At 62.8% G+C, this 17,783-nt stretch carries 16 protein-coding genes; 8 read left to right on the top strand and 8 right to left on the bottom strand.

Going from position 1 to position 17,783, the window contains the following annotated elements; genetic code table 11:
- Positions 1-39: 39 nt before the first annotated feature.
- From J3E64_RS09440 to J3E64_RS09415, 6 genes are all read right to left on the bottom strand, one after another.
- Positions 40-1,254: an amidohydrolase family protein gene (locus tag J3E64_RS09440; RefSeq protein ID WP_253342446.1), complete on the bottom strand. Its 1,215-nt coding sequence runs from the start codon at positions 1,252-1,254 to the stop codon at positions 40-42.
- 101 nt (positions 1,255-1,355) lie between these two features.
- Entirely contained in the window at positions 1,356-1,883 is a 528-nt protein-coding gene (locus tag J3E64_RS20660) for a MarR family winged helix-turn-helix transcriptional regulator (protein ID WP_301287213.1), read from the bottom strand.
- 106 nt (positions 1,884-1,989) lie between these two features.
- Positions 1,990-2,787, bottom strand: a complete 798-nt coding sequence (locus J3E64_RS09430; RefSeq protein WP_253342444.1) for an alpha/beta fold hydrolase — start codon at positions 2,785-2,787, stop codon at positions 1,990-1,992.
- Positions 2,784-4,271 (bottom strand): aldehyde dehydrogenase, encoded by a 1,488-nt coding sequence (locus J3E64_RS09425; protein WP_253342442.1) that lies wholly within the window; start codon positions 4,269-4,271, stop codon positions 2,784-2,786. The genes J3E64_RS09430 and J3E64_RS09425 overlap by 4 nt, the downstream gene beginning before the upstream one ends.
- A 225-nt stretch (positions 4,272-4,496) precedes the next feature.
- Positions 4,497-5,612, bottom strand: a complete 1,116-nt coding sequence (locus J3E64_RS09420) for a GntR family transcriptional regulator (protein ID WP_253342440.1) — start codon at positions 5,610-5,612, stop codon at positions 4,497-4,499.
- A gap of 385 nt (positions 5,613-5,997) precedes the next feature.
- On the bottom strand, positions 5,998-6,834 hold the full coding sequence (locus J3E64_RS09415; RefSeq protein ID WP_253342438.1) for a GntR family transcriptional regulator: 837 nt from the start codon (positions 6,832-6,834) through the stop codon (positions 5,998-6,000).
- Between the two features lie 235 nt (positions 6,835-7,069).
- On the opposite strand from J3E64_RS09415, the gene J3E64_RS09410 reads away from it, so the two are divergent.
- Genes J3E64_RS09410 through J3E64_RS09400 form a run of 3 tightly spaced genes read left to right on the top strand, consistent with a single transcriptional unit; the run spans position 7,070 to position 11,071 of the window.
- Positions 7,070-8,506, top strand: a complete 1,437-nt coding sequence (locus tag J3E64_RS09410; protein ID WP_253342436.1) for an aldehyde dehydrogenase — start codon at positions 7,070-7,072, stop codon at positions 8,504-8,506.
- 42 nt (positions 8,507-8,548) lie between these two features.
- On the top strand, positions 8,549-10,165 hold the full coding sequence (locus J3E64_RS09405) for a GMC family oxidoreductase (protein WP_253342434.1): 1,617 nt from the start codon (positions 8,549-8,551) through the stop codon (positions 10,163-10,165).
- Positions 10,166-10,186: 21 nt separating this feature from the next.
- Positions 10,187-11,071 carry an MBL fold metallo-hydrolase gene (locus J3E64_RS09400; RefSeq protein ID WP_253342433.1) on the top strand — a complete coding sequence of 295 codons (885 nt, stop codon included), beginning with the start codon at positions 10,187-10,189 and terminating at the stop codon, positions 11,069-11,071.
- Positions 11,072-11,078: 7 nt separating this feature from the next.
- On the opposite strand, the gene J3E64_RS09395 is transcribed toward J3E64_RS09400, so the two are convergent.
- On the bottom strand, positions 11,079-12,284 hold the full coding sequence (locus J3E64_RS09395; protein ID WP_253342431.1) for a FadR/GntR family transcriptional regulator: 1,206 nt from the start codon (positions 12,282-12,284) through the stop codon (positions 11,079-11,081).
- Positions 12,285-12,580: 296 nt separating this feature from the next.
- Positions 12,581-13,543, bottom strand: coding sequence for a LysR family transcriptional regulator (locus tag J3E64_RS09390; RefSeq protein WP_253342429.1), 963 nt, complete (start codon positions 13,541-13,543; stop codon positions 12,581-12,583).
- A 102-nt stretch (positions 13,544-13,645) separates the two neighbouring features.
- Here J3E64_RS09390 and J3E64_RS09385 point away from each other — a divergent pair, with 102 nt between their 5' ends.
- From J3E64_RS09385 to J3E64_RS09365, 5 genes are all read left to right on the top strand, one after another.
- Complete coding sequence (locus J3E64_RS09385) at positions 13,646-14,443, top strand: class II aldolase/adducin family protein (RefSeq protein WP_253342427.1); 798 nt, start codon at positions 13,646-13,648, stop codon at positions 14,441-14,443.
- Positions 14,444-14,468: 25 nt separating this feature from the next.
- The gene (locus J3E64_RS09380) at positions 14,469-15,248 is read left to right on the top strand and encodes a hypothetical protein (protein WP_253342425.1); all 780 of its coding nucleotides are present in this window, start codon (positions 14,469-14,471) and stop codon (positions 15,246-15,248) included.
- Positions 15,249-15,279: 31 nt separating this feature from the next.
- Complete coding sequence (locus tag J3E64_RS09375) at positions 15,280-16,368, top strand: TauD/TfdA family dioxygenase (protein WP_253342423.1); 1,089 nt, start codon at positions 15,280-15,282, stop codon at positions 16,366-16,368.
- Between the two features lie 149 nt (positions 16,369-16,517).
- Positions 16,518-16,862, top strand: a complete 345-nt coding sequence (locus J3E64_RS09370; RefSeq protein ID WP_253342421.1) for an EthD domain-containing protein — start codon at positions 16,518-16,520, stop codon at positions 16,860-16,862.
- A 53-nt stretch (positions 16,863-16,915) separates the two neighbouring features.
- On the top strand, positions 16,916-17,782 hold the full coding sequence (locus tag J3E64_RS09365; protein WP_253342419.1) for an SDR family oxidoreductase: 867 nt from the start codon (positions 16,916-16,918) through the stop codon (positions 17,780-17,782).
- Position 17,783 lies beyond the last annotated feature (1 nt).

Here is a 17,783-nt window from a genome sequence, read left to right as displayed (position 1 = left end):
GCCGGGCCACATCTTTAGCAGCCCGGCTTCCGCCACAATTCAGATCAGTGGTTGAGGAATCTCGAAGTTGAAGAACTTCGCAGCGTTCAAGCCGAGGATCTTGGCCCGCGTATCTTCCCGCAGATGGGCGAAGTCGCGTTCGATCGCAGCGCCCGAATGCGGCCAGGTGCCCTCATGATGGGGATAGTCGTTGGACCAGCAGAAGTTGTTTTCGAGGCCGTACGGCTCGACCAGCAGCGTGCCGGCCCGATCTTCCTGGAAGGAGCCGATGGCGTTCGAGCGGAAATATTCGCTCGGCAGCCCTTGCTTGAGCTTGGGGAAGCACCAGAAATGATGCTTCTTGTAAGTCTCGTCCATCAGGTCGAGCAGCGCCGGAATCCAGCCCACGCCGCCCTCCACGCAGGCGAAGCGCAGCTTGGGGAATTTGTCCAGCACGCCCGCGCTGCAGAATGCCGCGATCGGGTGGACCATCATCTCGTGCGAATAGGCCCGGTTCATGATCGCCCCGCCCGGCCCGCGCACCCGGCGGGGGTCGTCGCCCGTCGCCACATGCATGGCGATCGGGATGCCCGCTTCCTCGATGACCGCCCAGAGCGGATCATAATCCTTGTGATTATATTGCGGCTTGTCCCGGCCCGCGTCTGTCGGCAGCGCGATGATGTCGAGACCCATCTTGACGATGCGCTCGACCTCCGCGATGGCCGCTGGGATATCGGACGTGACGGCGGTCGGCACAACCTTGCAGCGCTTGCCGTATTTGGCGGTCACTTCGGCGGCCCAGTCATTATAGATGCGAAACGCCGCCATCGCCACTTCGCTCGGCGCGGCATATGCGGCCAGCGCAGGGCCGTTCGGGAAGCAGATTTCGGCGTCGATGCCGTCATAATCCATGTCGGTGAGCCGCACCTGCATGCCCGCGTCGGTATCATGCGTCATCACCGCAGCCTTGGCGCGGTACATGTCCTCGCCCTGGAAATCGGCCGATATGACCTTGAAGGGCTTGCGCCCTTCGGCAATCATATACTGGCCATCCTCGCGATTTTCCATGCGCGGCAGATAGCCGCGATATTTCTCGTCGATCCGACTCGGAATGAGATCCATCGGCGGGGTAATGTGCGAATCGACCGAGCAGATGAAATATTTCTGCTTATTCGCGTTGGGACGAGGCGTGCGCGCCCAACCCACCGGATGGGGGGTTTCCAGACGCCATTTGTTTTCGGCGTTCACTTCAAGGGTTTCGGCTGCGCTCGCCATTTCGTCTCTCCTTCTGTCCCGCTTCTCGTGCAGCGAGGACCTTCATGGAGAGCTTCACAAATTTTAGTTGACGAGTCAATCATTTTGACATGCGGACCCGCTCATTCGATCGCCTTCTCGAAACGGTGCAGCAGGTCACTCAGCATTTTCCATTCCTCCAGCGTGAACGTCTGCTCCAGCGCGTGACTGCGATGATCCGCATCCTTGAGCAGAAATTGGGCCAGATCGACGCCGGCCGGGGTCAGGCGTACCAACAGGGCGCGACCATCCTCCGGGTCCGGCAGGCGTTCGACCAGCCCCTCCCGAACCATCGCATCCAGTCGGCGGGTTATTCCGCCGGCCGTGAAGCCCAAGCCCCGTTGCAGTTCGCGCACCTTGATGAGGTGCGCCTCATTGACGCGATAGGCCAGCACCGTGATCAGGTGGGAAGTGGGATGTTGTCCCGTCAGGTCGGCGGAACTCTTGCTGCGCGAGCGTGTGAGCGCTGCAATGGCTTGCAACTGGCCGAGAACCTTGCGCCTGTAGGTCTGCGGACTGTCGTCGGGGACCGACATGCTGAGCAAAGCCGAATAGAAACGCCCTGCACTGTCGTCATCGGTGTCAGTCTTGTTCTTCGGTCTCTTAGCCATCGGTGACCGGGCTCGTTCATTCTTCATGCCGACGGCCTGCGCCGATCGACTTAAATCTGCAAGCCGCAATTGGAGTGCGGCGCATGCTGCCGGCCCCTCCTCGGCTTCAAATCTCGCGGAGCCGCCCAGCGAAGTCGGCGATCAGCGCGGCGACGTCCGCCGGCTTTTCCATCATGGGGAAATGACCCGCTTTTGGAACAACATGGATGGCGGCATGCTCGACCGTACGTGCCAGATAGTCGAGATAGGGCGACCGCTCCTCCGCCCGCGTTAAGGAGTAGCGGGACGTCACGCGATCATGATAGGTACTCTGAATAACGAGCATGGGCATGCGGGCGGCAGCCATACTGGAATAGACCTCTTGTGCTCGCGCACCGTCCCAGGATTTAAGGTCATCGGCGATCTCCTCGAACAAGGACCGCGACCGGCGGGAGATGCTCGCTCGGATCTCCGCGCGGATGTCGGCGTCGGCATAGGGACCCACGAGCAGGTCGAAGCTGGTGATGGCACGCGGCGCGGAGGAGGCCTCCTCCACCTCTGCGTACGTCAGGCGGCTGCCATCGACCAGCACGACGCCCGCGACCCTGTCGGGTGCGCGCGCCGCCGCTTCGGCCACGACGCGCGCGCCCAGGCTGTGCCCCACCAGCACGACTTTCCCCAGGTCCAGCCTTTCGACAAGCGTGTTGATGTCGTCTGCCCACTGTCCCATCGAACAGTCGTCCGCCGATCCGGGCGACTGTCCGTGGCCGCGCATATCCATGCGCACGATAGTAAAGCGCTCCACCAGATGCGGCGCGAGCCGATCCCAATTATGATGGTCGCACATCGCCCCGTGCACCATCAGCAGCACCGGTTTGCTCCGCCCTTCGATCACATGATGAACAGGGCCGAGCCGCCCCATCATTTGCTGTTCGAAGGCGCACCGTCCAGGATAAGCGTCTTGGTCTCCAGATAGGGATAAAGCCCTTCCACCCCGCCTTCACGACCGATGCCCGACTGCTTGAACCCGCCGAACGCGATCGAGGGGTCAAGAAAGAAACCGTTGTGACCAACCGAGCCGGAGCGCAATTGGCGCGCGACCCAATAGGCACGGTCGTTGTCATGGGTGAAGACCGCCGCGTTGAGGCCGAATACCGTGTCATTGGCAATGTCGATGGCATGCTGCTCGTTATCGGCCGGGATGACGCTGGCGACGGGCCCGAAAATCTCCTCGCGCGCAATCACCATGTCGTTGCTGACGTCGGCAAAGACGGTCGGCTCGACGAAGAAACCGCGGTTGAGATGCGCCGGGCGACCACCGCCCGCGGCGATCCGTGCGCCGGCCTGACGGCCTTGTTCGATGTAGCTTTCCACACGGTCGCGCTGGCGGCGCATGGCGAGCGGACCCATCTCTGTTCCTTCGGCGAACGGGTCGCCCACCCGGATCGCGGAATAGGTGGCAGCCATCGCCTCTACCAACTCGTCGTGGCGATGGCGCGGCACGACGATGCGGGTGAGTGAGGCGCACACCTGCCCCGTCAAGTTGACAGACTGCTGCGCCAGCGCCTTCGCAGCCGCACCCAGATCATAATCGTCGAGAATCACGGCGGCCGACTTGCCGCCCAGTTCCAGCGTGTAGCGTGCGATCCGCTCGCCGCAGATCGACGCGATCGTCTTGCCCGCCGCGCTCGACCCGGTGAAGCTGACCTTGTCCACGGCCGGGTTGCGTACCAGATGCTCGGACGCGGCTCGGTCGGAGGTCAACACGTTGACCACGCCGGCGGGCAGGCCAACCTTCTCACAGATCTCGGCGAGGATCAGCCCCTCGCCCGGTGCTTCGGGAGACAGCTTCACGACGATGGTGCAGCCGGCCAGCAGCGCAGGAGCGACCTTGTTGGAGGTTAGCGCGACCGGCCCGTTCCACGGAATGATCGCCGCAACCACTCCTACCGGCTCCCGCACCAGCATGCCGGTCTTGCCCGGATTCATGCTGGGCCGCACCTCCTCGAAGACAAAGCTATCCGCCAGATCGGCATAAAAATTATAGTTGAAGGCAGCATGATGAATCATGCCATCCGCCTGCGCCCGCAGTCCGCCCATCTGGCTGGTCCACACGTCACCGATATCGCCCATGCGCGCGCTGATCTCCTGAGCGATCGCGCGCAGATAATGGGCGCGCTCGGCTGGCGTCATGCGCGGCCATGGACCCTTGTCGAACGCCCGACGCGCCGCATCGACGGCGCGGTCGATGTCGGCGTTCTGCGCCTCCGCCACGGTCAGGAAGACTTCTTCCGTGGTCGGGTTGATGACATCGATCGTCGCACTGCTTGACGGGGCCACCCACTGGCCGTCGATGAAGAATCTGTCAGGGTGGGCAACGGGCGACCGCTGGAGGGTGGCTACGCTCATCAGGCTCTCCTTAGATATGATGGGGTAGTGCGCCTTTGACGCATGATTCCTCCCCGGGCGAAAATATCATACTATTAGACGGTCAGTATATTCAACCCGCAATGGCAGATACCGGTAACTCTTTTCGGCCTGCGATCGCCGGCAGCAGGATGCTAGCGGACGGGCTCATTGCCCGCGGGCTCCAGGGGAGTGGGACGGGAGCGCTGAGATAACGCTTTACCCCCTTCAGGCCAGGATGCTGAGCAGCAACGGTCCGATCCGCGCAGGAGCCGGCGAACCGGTGGCTTCGATCACGGCGCGTAACCGCAATGACTGCCCGGCATCCAGCCGCTCGCGTCGCAGATGACGGCGGCAGGTTTCGATCACCGCCGCCGGGTCGGGCGAGATGACCCGCAGCCCGCTGCGCCCGCCGCGTCCCATTTCGATCACGCCAAGCTGCTCAAGCGAGCGCAGTGCTTCACGCAGGACCGATCGTCCCACGCCGAACCGCGCGCCCAGTTCGGCTTCAGAGCCAAGATTACGGCCGACCGGCCAGCCCTGCGCAAATATCAGATCGCGTATGGCCTGCTCGACCCGCTCGGCCTTCTTGAGCGGCTTGGCTCGGGGCAGGAAGTCATAGGCACGCTGGGTGGCACCCTCGTCGAGCGGCTGCCGGTCGGCCAAGGAGGACGCCTCGAACAGCGCGGCGCAGCCTTGGACATACGCCTCGCTTATCGCGAAGGCCTTGTCGCGGTCGCCATCCAATATGGCGGTCAGCTTATCCACCAATAGATTGACCAGCCTGTGCGGCATTTCGACCCATTGTTCATCGCTCAAGGTCGAGAAGATGGACGCGTCGAGCATCATCCTGTTGAGCACGCGGACGAACAGCGTCAACGCGGGATTGCCCACGCCGTCCAGCAGCGCATGATGCAAATCCTCCGCAGCGGGAATCTGCTCCGGCGCGGAAAGGATGGAAAGGTCCGAGATCTGCCGCCGCAGCGTCACGATCTGCGCCTGCGACAGTACCGCCATCGCCTGGTCGATAACAAAATGCGTCAGCGCACGATGGATTGCGCTGAGTTCATCGACATCCACTTGAACGAACTCGAGATAGTTGCTGAAGGTCTTGCAGGCGAAATTACAGGCGTCCGCGGCGACGAACAGCCCGCCATTCTTGCCCTTGCGGGATTCCACGAGGCCTGACACCTCAAGGATGCGCACCGCTTCCCGCAAAGTGTGACGACACACGCCCATGTCCACTGCCAGCCCGGCCTCGCTCCCTATGCGATGACCAACCGGCCAGCCTTCCGCGACGACGCGATCCTCCATCTGCCGCGCGATCCGGACCGGCAGTTTCACGGCCGGGCGAAGTCGCCGACCTTCCCCGGCGGGGCCAGCCGTATCTCGGCCAGGCGCAGGGTTCGTGGCTTTCGAAGTCATTGCGTCGCGCAAAAATTCAGTCCCTTGCCCCGGCGTCAGCCGGCCGGAATCGCGATCTAGCGTCGCCTTACCCGCGGCGCAACGCCACGATCATCGGCACCAAGGAAACATGGCGCAGGCAGTCCAGTCGAGCAGGCAGGCCCTGACCATCGCCCGGGCCTCGGCATCCCCACCGCGCGCGCTGCGTTCGGCGGCGTCCAATATGTTTTCGGTATGCGCAACGTTCTCATCGATAGTCCGACTGCCGAGCATCATCTTCTCCGCTAGCTGCCGTCGCCCCGGCGCGGGTTTGCCGGGTTCGCGTCTAGTCGACCGCTTCTGCCCCCCTTGCACGGACATGACGACCTATACCCAGCACGGGCAAGGAGCTTTCCTCGTCGCGGACGACGTCTATCACCAGCTTCTGCCGCTCCGGCGGGATCAGCGTGTGTTGCAGCAGCACGCACTCGTCTTCTTCCGTTCGGACGACGCGGGTCAGATCAATCAGCGGCGTGCCGACCTCGATCTGCAACATGCCGGCGTCAGCCGCGTCGGCAATAACGGCGCCGATCGTCACCACTGCGTGTTGCCCCACGGCCCCCAGCGTGGCCAAAGCATCCACGACCATCTTCTGCCCCAGCATGTCGGGTTTAAGACATTCACCGAGTTGGCGAGGCATATAATGACTGGTGACCCGGACCGGCAATCCGTTGTGACTGCGCAAGCGAACGATACGCAGCACCGTTGTCTCGGACGGCAGGCCCAATTGGGCAGCAACGTCAGACGGCGCCGTGATGAATTCGAAGCTCTGCGTGGCGAGTTCCCCGACATCGATATCGCCGAAGTCCAGGCCGGTCGAAACGGCGGGAGTCAGTTCTTTCGACAACAGAACCCGAGTACCCACTCCGGGACACCGCTCGATCATGCCGCGCGCATGTAGCGTCTGCATGGCCCGGCGGACGGTCGCGCGGGAAACATTGTAATTTTCCGCAAGCCACTCCTCGCTCGGCAGCAGATCCCCGACGGCGTAGCGTCCAGACAAAATGCCCGTGCGCAATATCGAGAACAGCTGATGGTGCAGCGCAGCTCCTTCCTTGCGGGTAAGGCCAGTCATCCAGTTTCCTTGTTCACTTCGTGTCATATACTTACCGATGCCAGCCAAGGGCACAAGCTGGCGATTTGTTGGCTTTCCGCGTCCCGCCAACGTACCGTACTTTACATTGTACGTACATACGGATACCTCACGAGGATAGACTATAGCGCACCAGCGTCGGCGGCTCTGCTCTGCAGAAGAGGTTCAGCATGGCGAGCAACGGCCTTCCCACCTCTTATGGTCCGCCGACCCATCAAGTTTTGTGCTTCTCGATTGCCTCAGTTCGAAGAACGGGAAGGTGAATATGCTGGAAACAGGCGGAAATGTGATCGGTGGCAAAATCGTGCCGGCGGCTTCCGACGAACGGATCGACGTCTTCTCACCCGCTACCGGCGAAAAATGCGGCACGGTGGTGCGCTCAACGGCGGCCGATGTCGATGCGGCGGTGCGCGCCGCCGCTGCTGCCCAGCCGGCCTGGGCCGCGCTTCGCCCGATCGAGCGCGCCCGCGTGATGATGCGCATCGCCGATTATATCCGCGCCCATGTCAACGAATTCGCCGAGATCGAGCGGCGCGAGACCGGCAAACCGGCCTGGATGGCCCCATTTGAGATTCAGGGCTGTGCGGATTATTTTGAAATATATGCCGGCTTTTGCAATCTGCCGGCTGGCGAACGCATCGACATAGGCGAAGGCTATCACTGTTATACGCGCCATGAGCCCTATGGCGTCGTTGGTATCATCACACCCTGGAACGGGCCAATGAACCAGTTGAGCCGCGGCTTGGCTCCGGCATTGGTGGTCGGCAACGGCATAGTGTCCAAGCCGTCCGAATTCACCTCCGGCACGGCCCTCAAGCTCGCCAAGGCGGCGGTCGAGGAGTGCGGCCTGCCCGCCGGCCTCTTCAACGTTGTAACCGGCCTCGGCCACGAGGCGGGCGCGGCGCTCGTCCGCCATCCCCTCATCCGCAAGGTAGCCTTCACCGGCAGCGTAAGGGCGGGGCGGGAGATAGGCCATATCGCGGCCGACCGGATCATTCCGCTGACGCTGGAACTGGGCGGCAAGTCGCCCAACATCGTCTTTGAGGACGCCGATTTCGACGCCGCCGTCCAGGGCGCGATCCGCACCGCGTCGGCTAATGCAGGGCAGGTCTGCTCGGCCGGCATGCGCCTGCTCGTCCAGCGCTCCATCCAGGAAGAATTCGTGGAGGCGCTGGTCGCCGCCGCCGCCAAGGTCAAGATCGGCCCGGAACCCGACGCTTTAATGGGGCCGATCATGACCCGCGCCCAATATGACAAGGTTCAGGCCTTTTTCGACATCGCGGCGCAGGATGGGGCGCGGCTGGTCGCGGGTGGCCCTAATGTGCGGCAGGACAATTGGGGCGGCGGCTGGTTTCTGCCACTGACCATCTATGCCGACGTTCGCAATGACATGCGCATCGCACGGGAAGAGATATTCGGGCCGGTCCTGTCCGTGATCCCTTTCGCCACGGAGGAGGAGGCGATCGCGATCGCTAACGATACCGACTATGGCCTGAATTCCGGGATATGGACACGGGACATTTCCCGAGCCCATCGCGTCGCGGCGCGGCTGGAGGCGGGCACCGTGGGGATTAACGACTGGGGCGGCGCCGACATCGAATTGCCCTTCGGCGGATACAAGAATAGCGGCTACGGCCGCGAGAAGGGCATGGCGGCCCTGCATTATTACACCCACACAAAGTCGGTGCGCGTGAAGCTCTAGGCGGCCAAACCTCTTCTGCAAATCCCGAAATCGGAGCGCGTCATGCAAACCGACTATGACTATATCATCATCGGGTCCGGATCAGCGGGCGCGGTAATCGCCAACCGACTGACCGCGTCGGGCAAACATAATGTGCTGTTGCTCGAGGCGGGGCGCAAGGACCGATATTTCTGGATGAACGTCCCGATGGCGTTCATGCGCACCCTGCAACATGGCGGTTTCGCCTGGTACGATCCGATCCTGGCGACGCAGAGCACGGGCGGGCGCGACATGATCCTGATCCAGGGTAAGACGCTGGGCGGCGGCAGTTCGGTCAACGGGATGATCTATATTCGCGGCCAGAAGGAGGATTTCAACGGCTGGCGCGATGACGCAGGCTGCACCGGCTGGGGCTGGAACGACGTGTTGCCTTACTTCAAGAAATCGGAAAATCTCGGCCGGGGCGGCAGCGACGAATTTCACGGCCGCACCGGCGAACTCAAGCTCAGCTGGATCGACGACCTGCCGCTCACTTCGCGTAGGGCAATGGAGGCGATGCAGCAATTCGGCCTGCCCTTCAACGAGGATGTAAACAGCGGCCATCAGGACGGCGTGGGCTATCAGCTCGCCACCATCCATCGCGGTCGACGGCAATCGTCCGCGCGCGCCTTCCTCCAGCCCATCCGCCGCAGGCGCCAGAACCTCACCATTCTGACCGACGCACATGTCCGCCGCATCCTTATCGAGAACGGCCGCGCAACGGGGGTGGAGGTTGCCTTGCCCGGCGGGACCGGCCCCTTCCGCGCCAGGCGGGAGGTCGTGCTGTCTGCTGGCGCGGTCGGCTCGCCCCATATCCTCCAGCATTCCGGCATCGGCGACGCTCAGCATCTGAAAGCCATCGGCGTCGAGCCCTTGGTCCACAGCCCGATGGTCGGTGAGAATTTGCAGGATCATATGTTCGCGCATGTAAAGTTCGGCGTCGCGGGCCGCCGCTACAGCCTCAATCACAAGCTGCGCTCAACGCCGCGCATGGCCGTGGAGCTGGCCAAATGGATCGTCACGGGCGGCGGCCTGCTCGGCGCATCGAGCGCGCATTTCTGCGCATTCATCAAATCGAATGACAGCTTGCCGCGCGCCGATCTTCAGCTGGCGATGCGGCCCTTTTCATTGCTGCCCATGCCCGGCTATGTGACGACCGACACTTTCCCGGGCATGATGATATCGGCGATCCAGACGCGCCCTTACAGCCGCGGCAATGTACGCATCCAGTCGAATGATCCAGCCAAGCGCGCGCGGGTCGACATGAACTATCTGTCCGACGAACGCGACATGCAGATATTGATCGGAGGGCTACGGCAGATCCGGAAGATCGCGGCGATGCCGGCGCTGGAAGGGATCGTCACGGGTGAACTGGAACCGGGCTCCGGCAGGATCAGCGATGAGGATCTGGCCGCCTATATCCGCGACACCACCTCTACCGTCGCGCATCCGGTCGGCACCGTCCGCATGGGCGGCAATGCGCAGGATCCGCTGACCCCGCGCCTCAAGCTGCGGGGGGTGGAGGGCCTGCGCGTCGCGGACGCGTCGGTGATGCCTCGCATCACTTCGGGCAATACCAATGCCCCCGCGATCATGATCGGCGAAAAGGCGGCCGACATGATATTGGAAGACGCGGCCTGAGCACAGGAGGAGGAGCAGGAGATGAGCGGGCAGAAGGACGGATTCCAGCGCTGGCAGGTCGGCGACGTGCGTGTCACCAGCATCATCGAGATGGAAACGACGGTTTCCTGCATCCCGGAAAACGGCCTAATCCCGTCCGCGACGCCCGAAGGGTTGCGCCGGCATGCCTGGCTTTACCCCCATTTCGTCAATCAGGCGGACGAGCTGCTCTTCGCCATCCAGGCGCTGATCGTCGAAGCGCCGGGCAAGACGCTGGTCGTGGACACCTGCATCGGCAATGACAAGAATCGGGCGGCGCTGGGCACGATGCTCGCCACCTCCTTTCTCCAGGATATCGAGCGCGCAGGCTTCGCGCGCGATCGGATCGACGCAGTGATCTGCACCCATCTGCATTTCGACCATATCGGCTGGAACACTATGCTGGTCGAAGGCCGGTGGGTCCCGACCTTCCCCCAGGCGCGTTATCTGTTCGGGCGGCTGGAATATGACCATTGGACCGCGCATGGCGACGAGCATGATCGTGTACATTTCGCTGACTCGGTACTGCCGGTGGTGGAGGCGGGCCTTGTCGACCTGGTGGAGATGGATCACTGCATCTGCGACGAAATACGGCTGGTGCCCACGCCCGGGCACACGCCAGGCCATGTCAGCGTAATGATCGAATCACGGGGGCAGCGCGCCGTAATCACCGGGGACATGGCCCATCACCCCTGCCAGATGGCGGAACCCGACTGGTACACGCCGTTCGATTTCGACCCGGAAGCAGCGGCCAGCACCCGCCGCACGACATTCGAACAATGGGCGCGCGAGGAGATGCTCGTCATCGGCACCCATTTCGCCGCGCCGACCGTCGGCCGGATCCGGCATGAGGGGCAGGCCTTCCGGCTCGATCCGCCCGTGAGATGACCGGGAGCTACGGCTGAGCCTGCACTTCGTCCAGGACCTTCCAAAAGAAATCAACGATCGGCGTGGGGCCGCCCTCCGCGCGGCCGAGGTCGCGCAGCATAGCCGCGACGGGCATCAGATGCCGGCGCCGCACGCGCTCCCGACGCAATTGCCGACAGCAGGCCTGCGCGACCATGGCGGGATCGGGTGCCACGACCCGCAGGCCGCTGCGCCAGCCCCAACCCATCTCCACCACGCCCAACTGCTCAAGCGAGCGAAGCGCCTCCCGCAGCACCCATCGCCCTACCCGGAATCGATCCAGCAGATCAGCTTCCGAACCAAGGCCGGCGCCGGGGGGCAGGGTCTGCCCGAAGATCATCTCGCGGATCGCGCGCTCGACATGGTCGGCCTTTTTCGTCGGGCGGGAGGGCGGAAAAAAGCCATAGGCCCGGTCGGTCGCCGTTTCGGTGATCGACTTGCGCAGGTGCAGCTGACTGTTTTCGAACAGCAAGACATACTGCTCCATCACCCTGTCGTTGGCAGCATGGGCGCTCGTCAGGTCGCCGTCCAGCGCGGATCGCCCCAGGCTTTTCGTCGCGTCGATCACTGTCGCGAAAGCGCCATACCACTCCGCATCGTCCAGGTCCGAATAGATCGCCGCGTTGGAGGTGATCCGCATCAGCGCGCCAAGGAACAGGGCGAGAACCGGGTTGTCCGACCCGTCGATCAGGGCCCGGTGGATCGCGCCGGCCTCCTCCAGCTGGCGCGCGAGCGGGAGAGCCGCGATGGCATCCAGCCTTGCTTGGATATCCTGACGGCCGGCTGCCGTGAGTTGGGCAACCGATAGGTCGAGCGCCTGCCGCGCCAGTGCGGCCGTCACGGCAGCGAACTCGTCGCGACCGACATGGATGAACTCGAAATAATTGCTGACCATCTTGCACACGAAATCATGCGCGCTCGACGCAACGAACAGGCCTCCTCCCCCGCCCTTGCGCGTTTCAACGAAGCCCGAGGCCTCGAGAATCCGCACGGCTTCGCGCAACGTCCAGCGCGACACGCCGAAATCGATCGCCAGTTCAGCTTCCCGGCCGATCTGGAACCCGATCGGCCATTGCCCCGCCAAAATCCGATCCTCGATCGTCCGGGCGACATGCGCCGCGAGACGGGGACGGCGCAGTGGCCGCTTCGCCTCCTCTGATGCTCCGCGTCTCTCGACCTGCAACTTAGTTGCCATCTATTCTCCGATACGCAGCCTGCAAAGCGCGGCGGGATGCATTGCACAAGGTTTGAGCGCCTTCGCTAACGGATGAGGACCGCCGACGCCAGCGATGAGAGGCGGGACGCCTCCAGGATGCCGACTCTCACAGCTCGAGCGGCCGAGGCGAAACATCGCGCGCGCTCGATGAAAAGCGGATTTTGTGGGTAGCGCGCGACATAATTCATGACCGTCCGGCACTTTCGCGCCGGCATCTCGATATTCGCGAAGCCCTTTGACACGTCGTGCGGAACCGAGAGCGTGCCGACTTCCGATCAACGGGCCGCTGTCCCCTCGCCGACGGTTTCTAGAATCAGGTCGCGCAGCCAGCGGTTGCCCGGATCGTTGGTCTGCGTTTCGTCCCAGATCAGCGACGGGTCCGACGTAACGACCGGCGTGAACTGGGTCAGGACGGCAGTGCCGAATTCCTGACCGCCTATCACGGCCAGGCGCTCCGGCATGAGGGCCAGCAGGTCCGTCTTGCCCACGACGTCAAGCGCCACGCGCCATTGATGGAGATAGAGCCGGGGCACTGGCGATGCGCGATGCGGCGCGGCCGCTGGCAGCATCGACTGCACGTCGGCGGCTGCGCGGCGCCGGATGCCGCCTTCCTGCCACAAACCCTTGGCGCTGACCGGGCCCTCGCCTGCGTCCAGTTCCACGCGCGGCAGCGCAAGCACCTCCTCGATCGACCGCAGAGAAAAGGCTGTCGGATGCTCGCGCCGCGCGTACCAGACGTAGGGATGGCCGAACAGGCGGTGCGAACGCACACGTTTGGGCAGATGCTCGAACGTGCCGATCGCCATGTCGATCATGCCATTTTCAAGCCATTCCCCCACATTGCTGCTCATGTTCCATACGCGCAAGCCGATGTTCGCGGCACGGTGCGTAAGGGACGCGATGATCGGCGGCAGCACCATTTCGCCGATATAGGATCCCGCCACGATCCGGAACTCACGCGTGCTGGTCGCTGGATCGAAAAGCGGCGGACGGCAGGCAGCGCGCCATTGCGACAGCAACGCGTGCATCGATGCCGCCAACTGCTGCGCCCGCGCAGTCGGCACCAGCCCTTCGGACGAACGCAGGAACAACTGGTCGTTGAGCGCGTGGCGCAGCCGGCCCAGCGCCTGGCTGACGGCAGACTGGGTCAGCCCCAAGCGCACGGCGGCGCGGCCCACCCGCCGCTCCTCATACAGCGCCTCGAACACAGGCATCAGGTTGAAGTCAATATCCGACATTAGTCACACTGAATTCCATTTTCAGAAATATTAATTCGATTAATGCTCTGCTTCAAGGCATCTTCCGTCAGCGATACAGAATTGCACGCGAGGAGAGGCGATATGGCGAAGGTCGAGATGCTCCCTGAGCGGGTGGTCGCGGGCGCATACCGCACCGACTCGATGGAGGGGCAGGTATCGCCCGGGGAATGGGCGTTGCGGCAGGAACTGGCAGCGCTGTACCGGCTGGCTGCGATGCACGGCTGGGACGATCTCATCTTCACTCATTTTTCCGCGCGGGTGCCGGGCGCGGATGATCATTTCCTCATCAACCCCTATGGCTGGATGTTCGAGGAAATCACCGCTTCCAGCCTGGTGAAGGTCGACGTGCAGGGCAACAAGGTCGATGACAATCCCGCGCCGGTCAATCCGGCCGGTTTCGCCATCCATAGCGCCATCCACATGGCTTTGCCCGACGCGCATTGCATCATGCACCTGCATACCGATGACGGCACCGGCGTATCCGCGCAGGACGACGGCTTGTTGCCGATCACCCAGCAGGCGATGATCGTGGTGAATGACCTTGCCTATTATGAATATGGCGGTCCAGGGCAGCATGCCGACGAAGGCAAGGAGATGGCCGCCGCGATCGGCGGGAAGCATTTCGCGATCCTGCGCAATCACGGCACGCTGACGGTCGGGCGAACGTGCGCCGACGCCTTCATGCGCATGTATTTTCTGGAACGCGCCTGCTCGATGCAGATCCGGGCGCAGGCAGGAGGAAAAGTGCGCAGCGTCAATCAGGGGATCGTCGGACTGATGGGGAACACGCGGGCTACGTTCGACGGGCCGCTCGGCCAACTCGCCTGGCCCGGGCTGCTACGCAAGCTTGACCGGATCGATCCCAGCTACCGGCGATGAAACGGTGGTGTGACAGGAGGCGTTGATGGCAAAAATAGCGGTAAGGCAGCTTCCCGAAATTCCGGCCGAACCGGCGGTCGTGCTGAGCGACGAACGGCCCGGCCGCGGCGTCCTCACCCGAACGGCCTTTCCGGATAGCGCCCCCATTCAGCTGCGGATGCACATGATGCCGGGCGACGCGATGTTCCGGTGGGAGAACAGCGCGCGCGGCCACCTCGCCTATATCTGGTCCGGATCGGTGCAAGCGGGTGCCCGGAAATTGGGTGCGGGCAGCGTGCTGCTGATCGAACATCGCGCTTCGGCGGAGATAAAGGCGGAGAAAGAAGGCGCGGAAATTATCGTTTTCAATGTCAATCCCGACAGCGAACCAATGCCGGAGCGAGCCGGCGGCCACGTCCACATATTAGGAGCGGGTCAGGAGCCGCGCGTCGAGCGGATGAGGGGCAATGAGAGCGTCGGCGCGGCCCTGTTCGCAGATTCGCGCTGCCCGACCTGCGAGCTTTGGCTGCATGAAAACAGTTTACACGCGCCCGGCTATCCGGTGCATCCTCACTATCATTCCGAAAATGAGGTCATCATGGTGACGGCAGGGGAGATTGTGCTCGGCCGCCGTCGCTATGGTCGGGGAACCGCGATCGCGGTCGAGCGGGAGGCAGTCTATAGTTTTCACGCCGGCCAGAACGGGCTGCGCTTTATCAATTTCCGCGCCGGGCGCCCCTCCTATGCACGGGCGGGAGATGAACATCCGGTCGATGAGTTGGCCTTCTATACCGAGCTTGCCCGGCCGGACTATCAGGACGTCTGAAGCGATATTCGAGGCATTGGGAGAGAATGAAATGGCTACGATAGCAGAGCAGCCCGCGCCGGCGGCGATGCGCGATACCGATTATCTGACCACCCGCATGGCCGTAGAGGTGCCTGAATTAGGCGGGGATGTGCGCTGCTGGACCGGCGGTTCCGACGTGCCGCCGCTCTTCATCGAGCGGCAGGGCGAGGCGCTGAATGCGCTCGACGTCTTTCTTGACTGGGTACGCGATCATCGGGCCACGCTCGACGCGCTGATGATCGAGCATGGCGGCGTTATGCTGCGCGGCTTTCCCGTCGGCTCGGCAGATGATTTCAACCGTCTTATGGCGCTCTTTCCGCGTTATGAGCCCGGCTATGTTGCCGGCATGTCGCCGCGCAAGACGGTGACGGGGCAGGTGCTGGAATCGACACGCTTGGACGAAAAGTTCAAGATCAATTTGCACAGTGAGATGGCCTATATGAAGCGCTATCCGCCGCGCATCGCGCTGTTCAGCAAGACGACCGCGCCAGTCGGCGGCGAGACGATCATTGGATCGATGCGGCTGTTCATGCGCCGCTTCCCCGACTGGCTGATGCAACGGCTGGAAGGGCGCAAAGTGCACATCGTGCGCAACTATGCCCCTGCCGGCAGCACCAAGAATGCCGCATCGGTCGACCATCCCGACAAGATCGGTTGGGACGACGCCTTCTTCACCGAAAGCCGGGAAGAGGTGGAGGCGCATTGCGCGAAGCTGGGCATGGAACCGATCTGGCACGCGGACGGCAGTCTGACCCTCCGCGAGGAAACAGATGTTTTCACCGTTCATCCGATAACCGGCGAGCGCATCTATCGGACCAATCTCCACACCAACACCAATTTCGATCGTAACCCCGCCTTCGCCGGCATCGTCGCCGCCGTGCGCGCCGCGCAGAAATATCCCTCCGGCCATTATCTCGATACGGGCGAAAAATTCACCGAGGAGGAGATCGAAGCGGTTTTCAAACTCTATGACGATGTCGAACTCGCCTGGCCTTGGCAGGATGGCGATGTCGCAATCCTCGACAACCTGCTCTGCGCACATGGCCGCAATCCCTTTTCGGGGCCGCGCGAGGTGATGGTTTCGTTGCTGGATCGCTGAAAAACTGCCAAATCGACGGCTATTGATCCCCGTCCGGGAGGGTGGGGATTTTTCTTGCGCCGACGATGAATATGATACACATGCAGAAAGAGTATCATATTTGGCGCCAAAAGAGCGCTGGCGTATTTATAGGCAGATGGAGGGGTGCGGTGATCAAGCTCGTCATGTTGGTTCGGCGTAAGCAGGGCATGGACGTTCAGGCTTTTCGCGATCATTATGAGAATGTTCACGCGCCGCTCGCCCAATCGCTTTTCCCCAGCCTGCGGGCCTATGTTCGCAATTATCCCGAGTCCACGCTTGCCGGGGAAGCACCGGCCTTCGATGCGATCACCGAGTTGTGGTTCGATGATGAGGCCGGCTGGCAGGCATCGATCGCGGTGGCCCAGTCGGAACAGGGCAAGCTGCTGCAAGCAGATGAAGAGAGCTTCATGGATCGCGCGACCGTTACTGCCATGCTGGTCAAGGAGCACATCTCGGACATCACCTCGTTGTAAAGCCTGTTCCGAATTCGAATTTAATTCATCATCCTTCTGACGGAGAGAGCCGGATGGAAATCAACAGCGAGACCGTGGCGGTCGTCACCGGCGGCGCCAACGGCATCGGGCTGGCGCTGGGTGAAGCATTGATCGGTCGGGGCGCCCGCGTGGCGCTGGCGGACATCAATGGCGAGCGGGCGAAGAGTGTCGCCGCTGCGCTGGGAGAGCGGGCAGGCGGTTATGCCTGCGACGTAACGGATCCGGCGTCGCTCGCCACACTGGCCGATGCTGTGGTCGGGGATTTCGGTGGCGTCGACCTGCTATTCGTCAATGCCGGCATCGCCCTGGGGGGTACGGTGATCGACATTGCGCCCGAGGAGGTTCAGTGGCTCTACGATGTCAACGTGATCGGCGCCGTCTCCACCGTGCGCGCCTTTTATCCGGCTCTGGAGGCGCGATCGGCGGAGAAGGGCGCCGCCCGCATCGTTTTTACCGGATCGGAAAATTCGGTTGGCCTGCCTGCGCTGGGCCCTGCATCCGTTTATACATCGACCAAGCATGCGATCCTCGGCATCGCTGATGCGCTGCGCCGTGATTTGCAGGAGACGAAGGTCACGGTCGCCATCTTCTGCCCCGGCCTGACGGCGACTCGTTTGTGGGATGCGCGTGCGCTGCGACACGATCGCTACGGCGGGCCGGTCAAGATGCCCGAAGAAGAAGGCGCTGCAATGGACGCGCACCTCAAGGCCGCCGGACAAGACCCGGCGCTCACCGCGCGCATCTGCCTTGACGGTGTTGCGCAGGATGAGTTCATGATCATCACCGATCCGGTGATCCGGACCTTTGCCGAACGCCGGCATGGCGAAGTCGGCGAGGCGCTGGACCGGCTCGACACGCGGCTTGCCGACTATGGCATCGCTTCAGCAGACGGAAATTGAT

The organism is Sphingobium sp. OAS761, from assembly GCF_024168485.1.
Lineage (GTDB): Bacteria > Pseudomonadota > Alphaproteobacteria > Sphingomonadales > Sphingomonadaceae > Sphingobium.
Note: the sequence above shows the minus strand (reverse complement) of the source record. Positions and strands in the feature narration are given on the sequence as shown.

Coding starts and splice junctions, on each gene's coding strand:
- J3E64_RS09440 (WP_253342446.1), bottom strand. CDS start 1,254: ATGGCGAGCGCAGCCGAAACCCTTGAAGTGAACGCCGAAAACAAATGG.
- J3E64_RS20660 (WP_301287213.1), bottom strand. CDS start 1,883: ATGGCTAAGAGACCGAAGAACAAGACTGACACCGATGACGACAGTGCA.
- J3E64_RS09430 (WP_253342444.1), bottom strand. CDS start 2,787: ATGATGGGGCGGCTCGGCCCTGTTCATCATGTGATCGAAGGGCGGAGC.
- J3E64_RS09425 (WP_253342442.1), bottom strand. CDS start 4,271: ATGAGCGTAGCCACCCTCCAGCGGTCGCCCGTTGCCCACCCTGACAGA.
- J3E64_RS09410 (WP_253342436.1), top strand. CDS start 7,070: ATGCTGGAAACAGGCGGAAATGTGATCGGTGGCAAAATCGTGCCGGCG.
- J3E64_RS09405 (WP_253342434.1), top strand. CDS start 8,549: ATGCAAACCGACTATGACTATATCATCATCGGGTCCGGATCAGCGGGC.
- J3E64_RS09400 (WP_253342433.1), top strand. CDS start 10,187: ATGAGCGGGCAGAAGGACGGATTCCAGCGCTGGCAGGTCGGCGACGTG.
- J3E64_RS09395 (WP_253342431.1), bottom strand. CDS start 12,284: ATGGCAACTAAGTTGCAGGTCGAGAGACGCGGAGCATCAGAGGAGGCG.
- J3E64_RS09390 (WP_253342429.1), bottom strand. CDS start 13,543: ATGTCGGATATTGACTTCAACCTGATGCCTGTGTTCGAGGCGCTGTAT.
- J3E64_RS09385 (WP_253342427.1), top strand. CDS start 13,646: ATGGCGAAGGTCGAGATGCTCCCTGAGCGGGTGGTCGCGGGCGCATAC.
- J3E64_RS09380 (WP_253342425.1), top strand. CDS start 14,469: ATGGCAAAAATAGCGGTAAGGCAGCTTCCCGAAATTCCGGCCGAACCG.
- J3E64_RS09375 (WP_253342423.1), top strand. CDS start 15,280: ATGGCTACGATAGCAGAGCAGCCCGCGCCGGCGGCGATGCGCGATACC.
- J3E64_RS09365 (WP_253342419.1), top strand. CDS start 16,916: ATGGAAATCAACAGCGAGACCGTGGCGGTCGTCACCGGCGGCGCCAAC.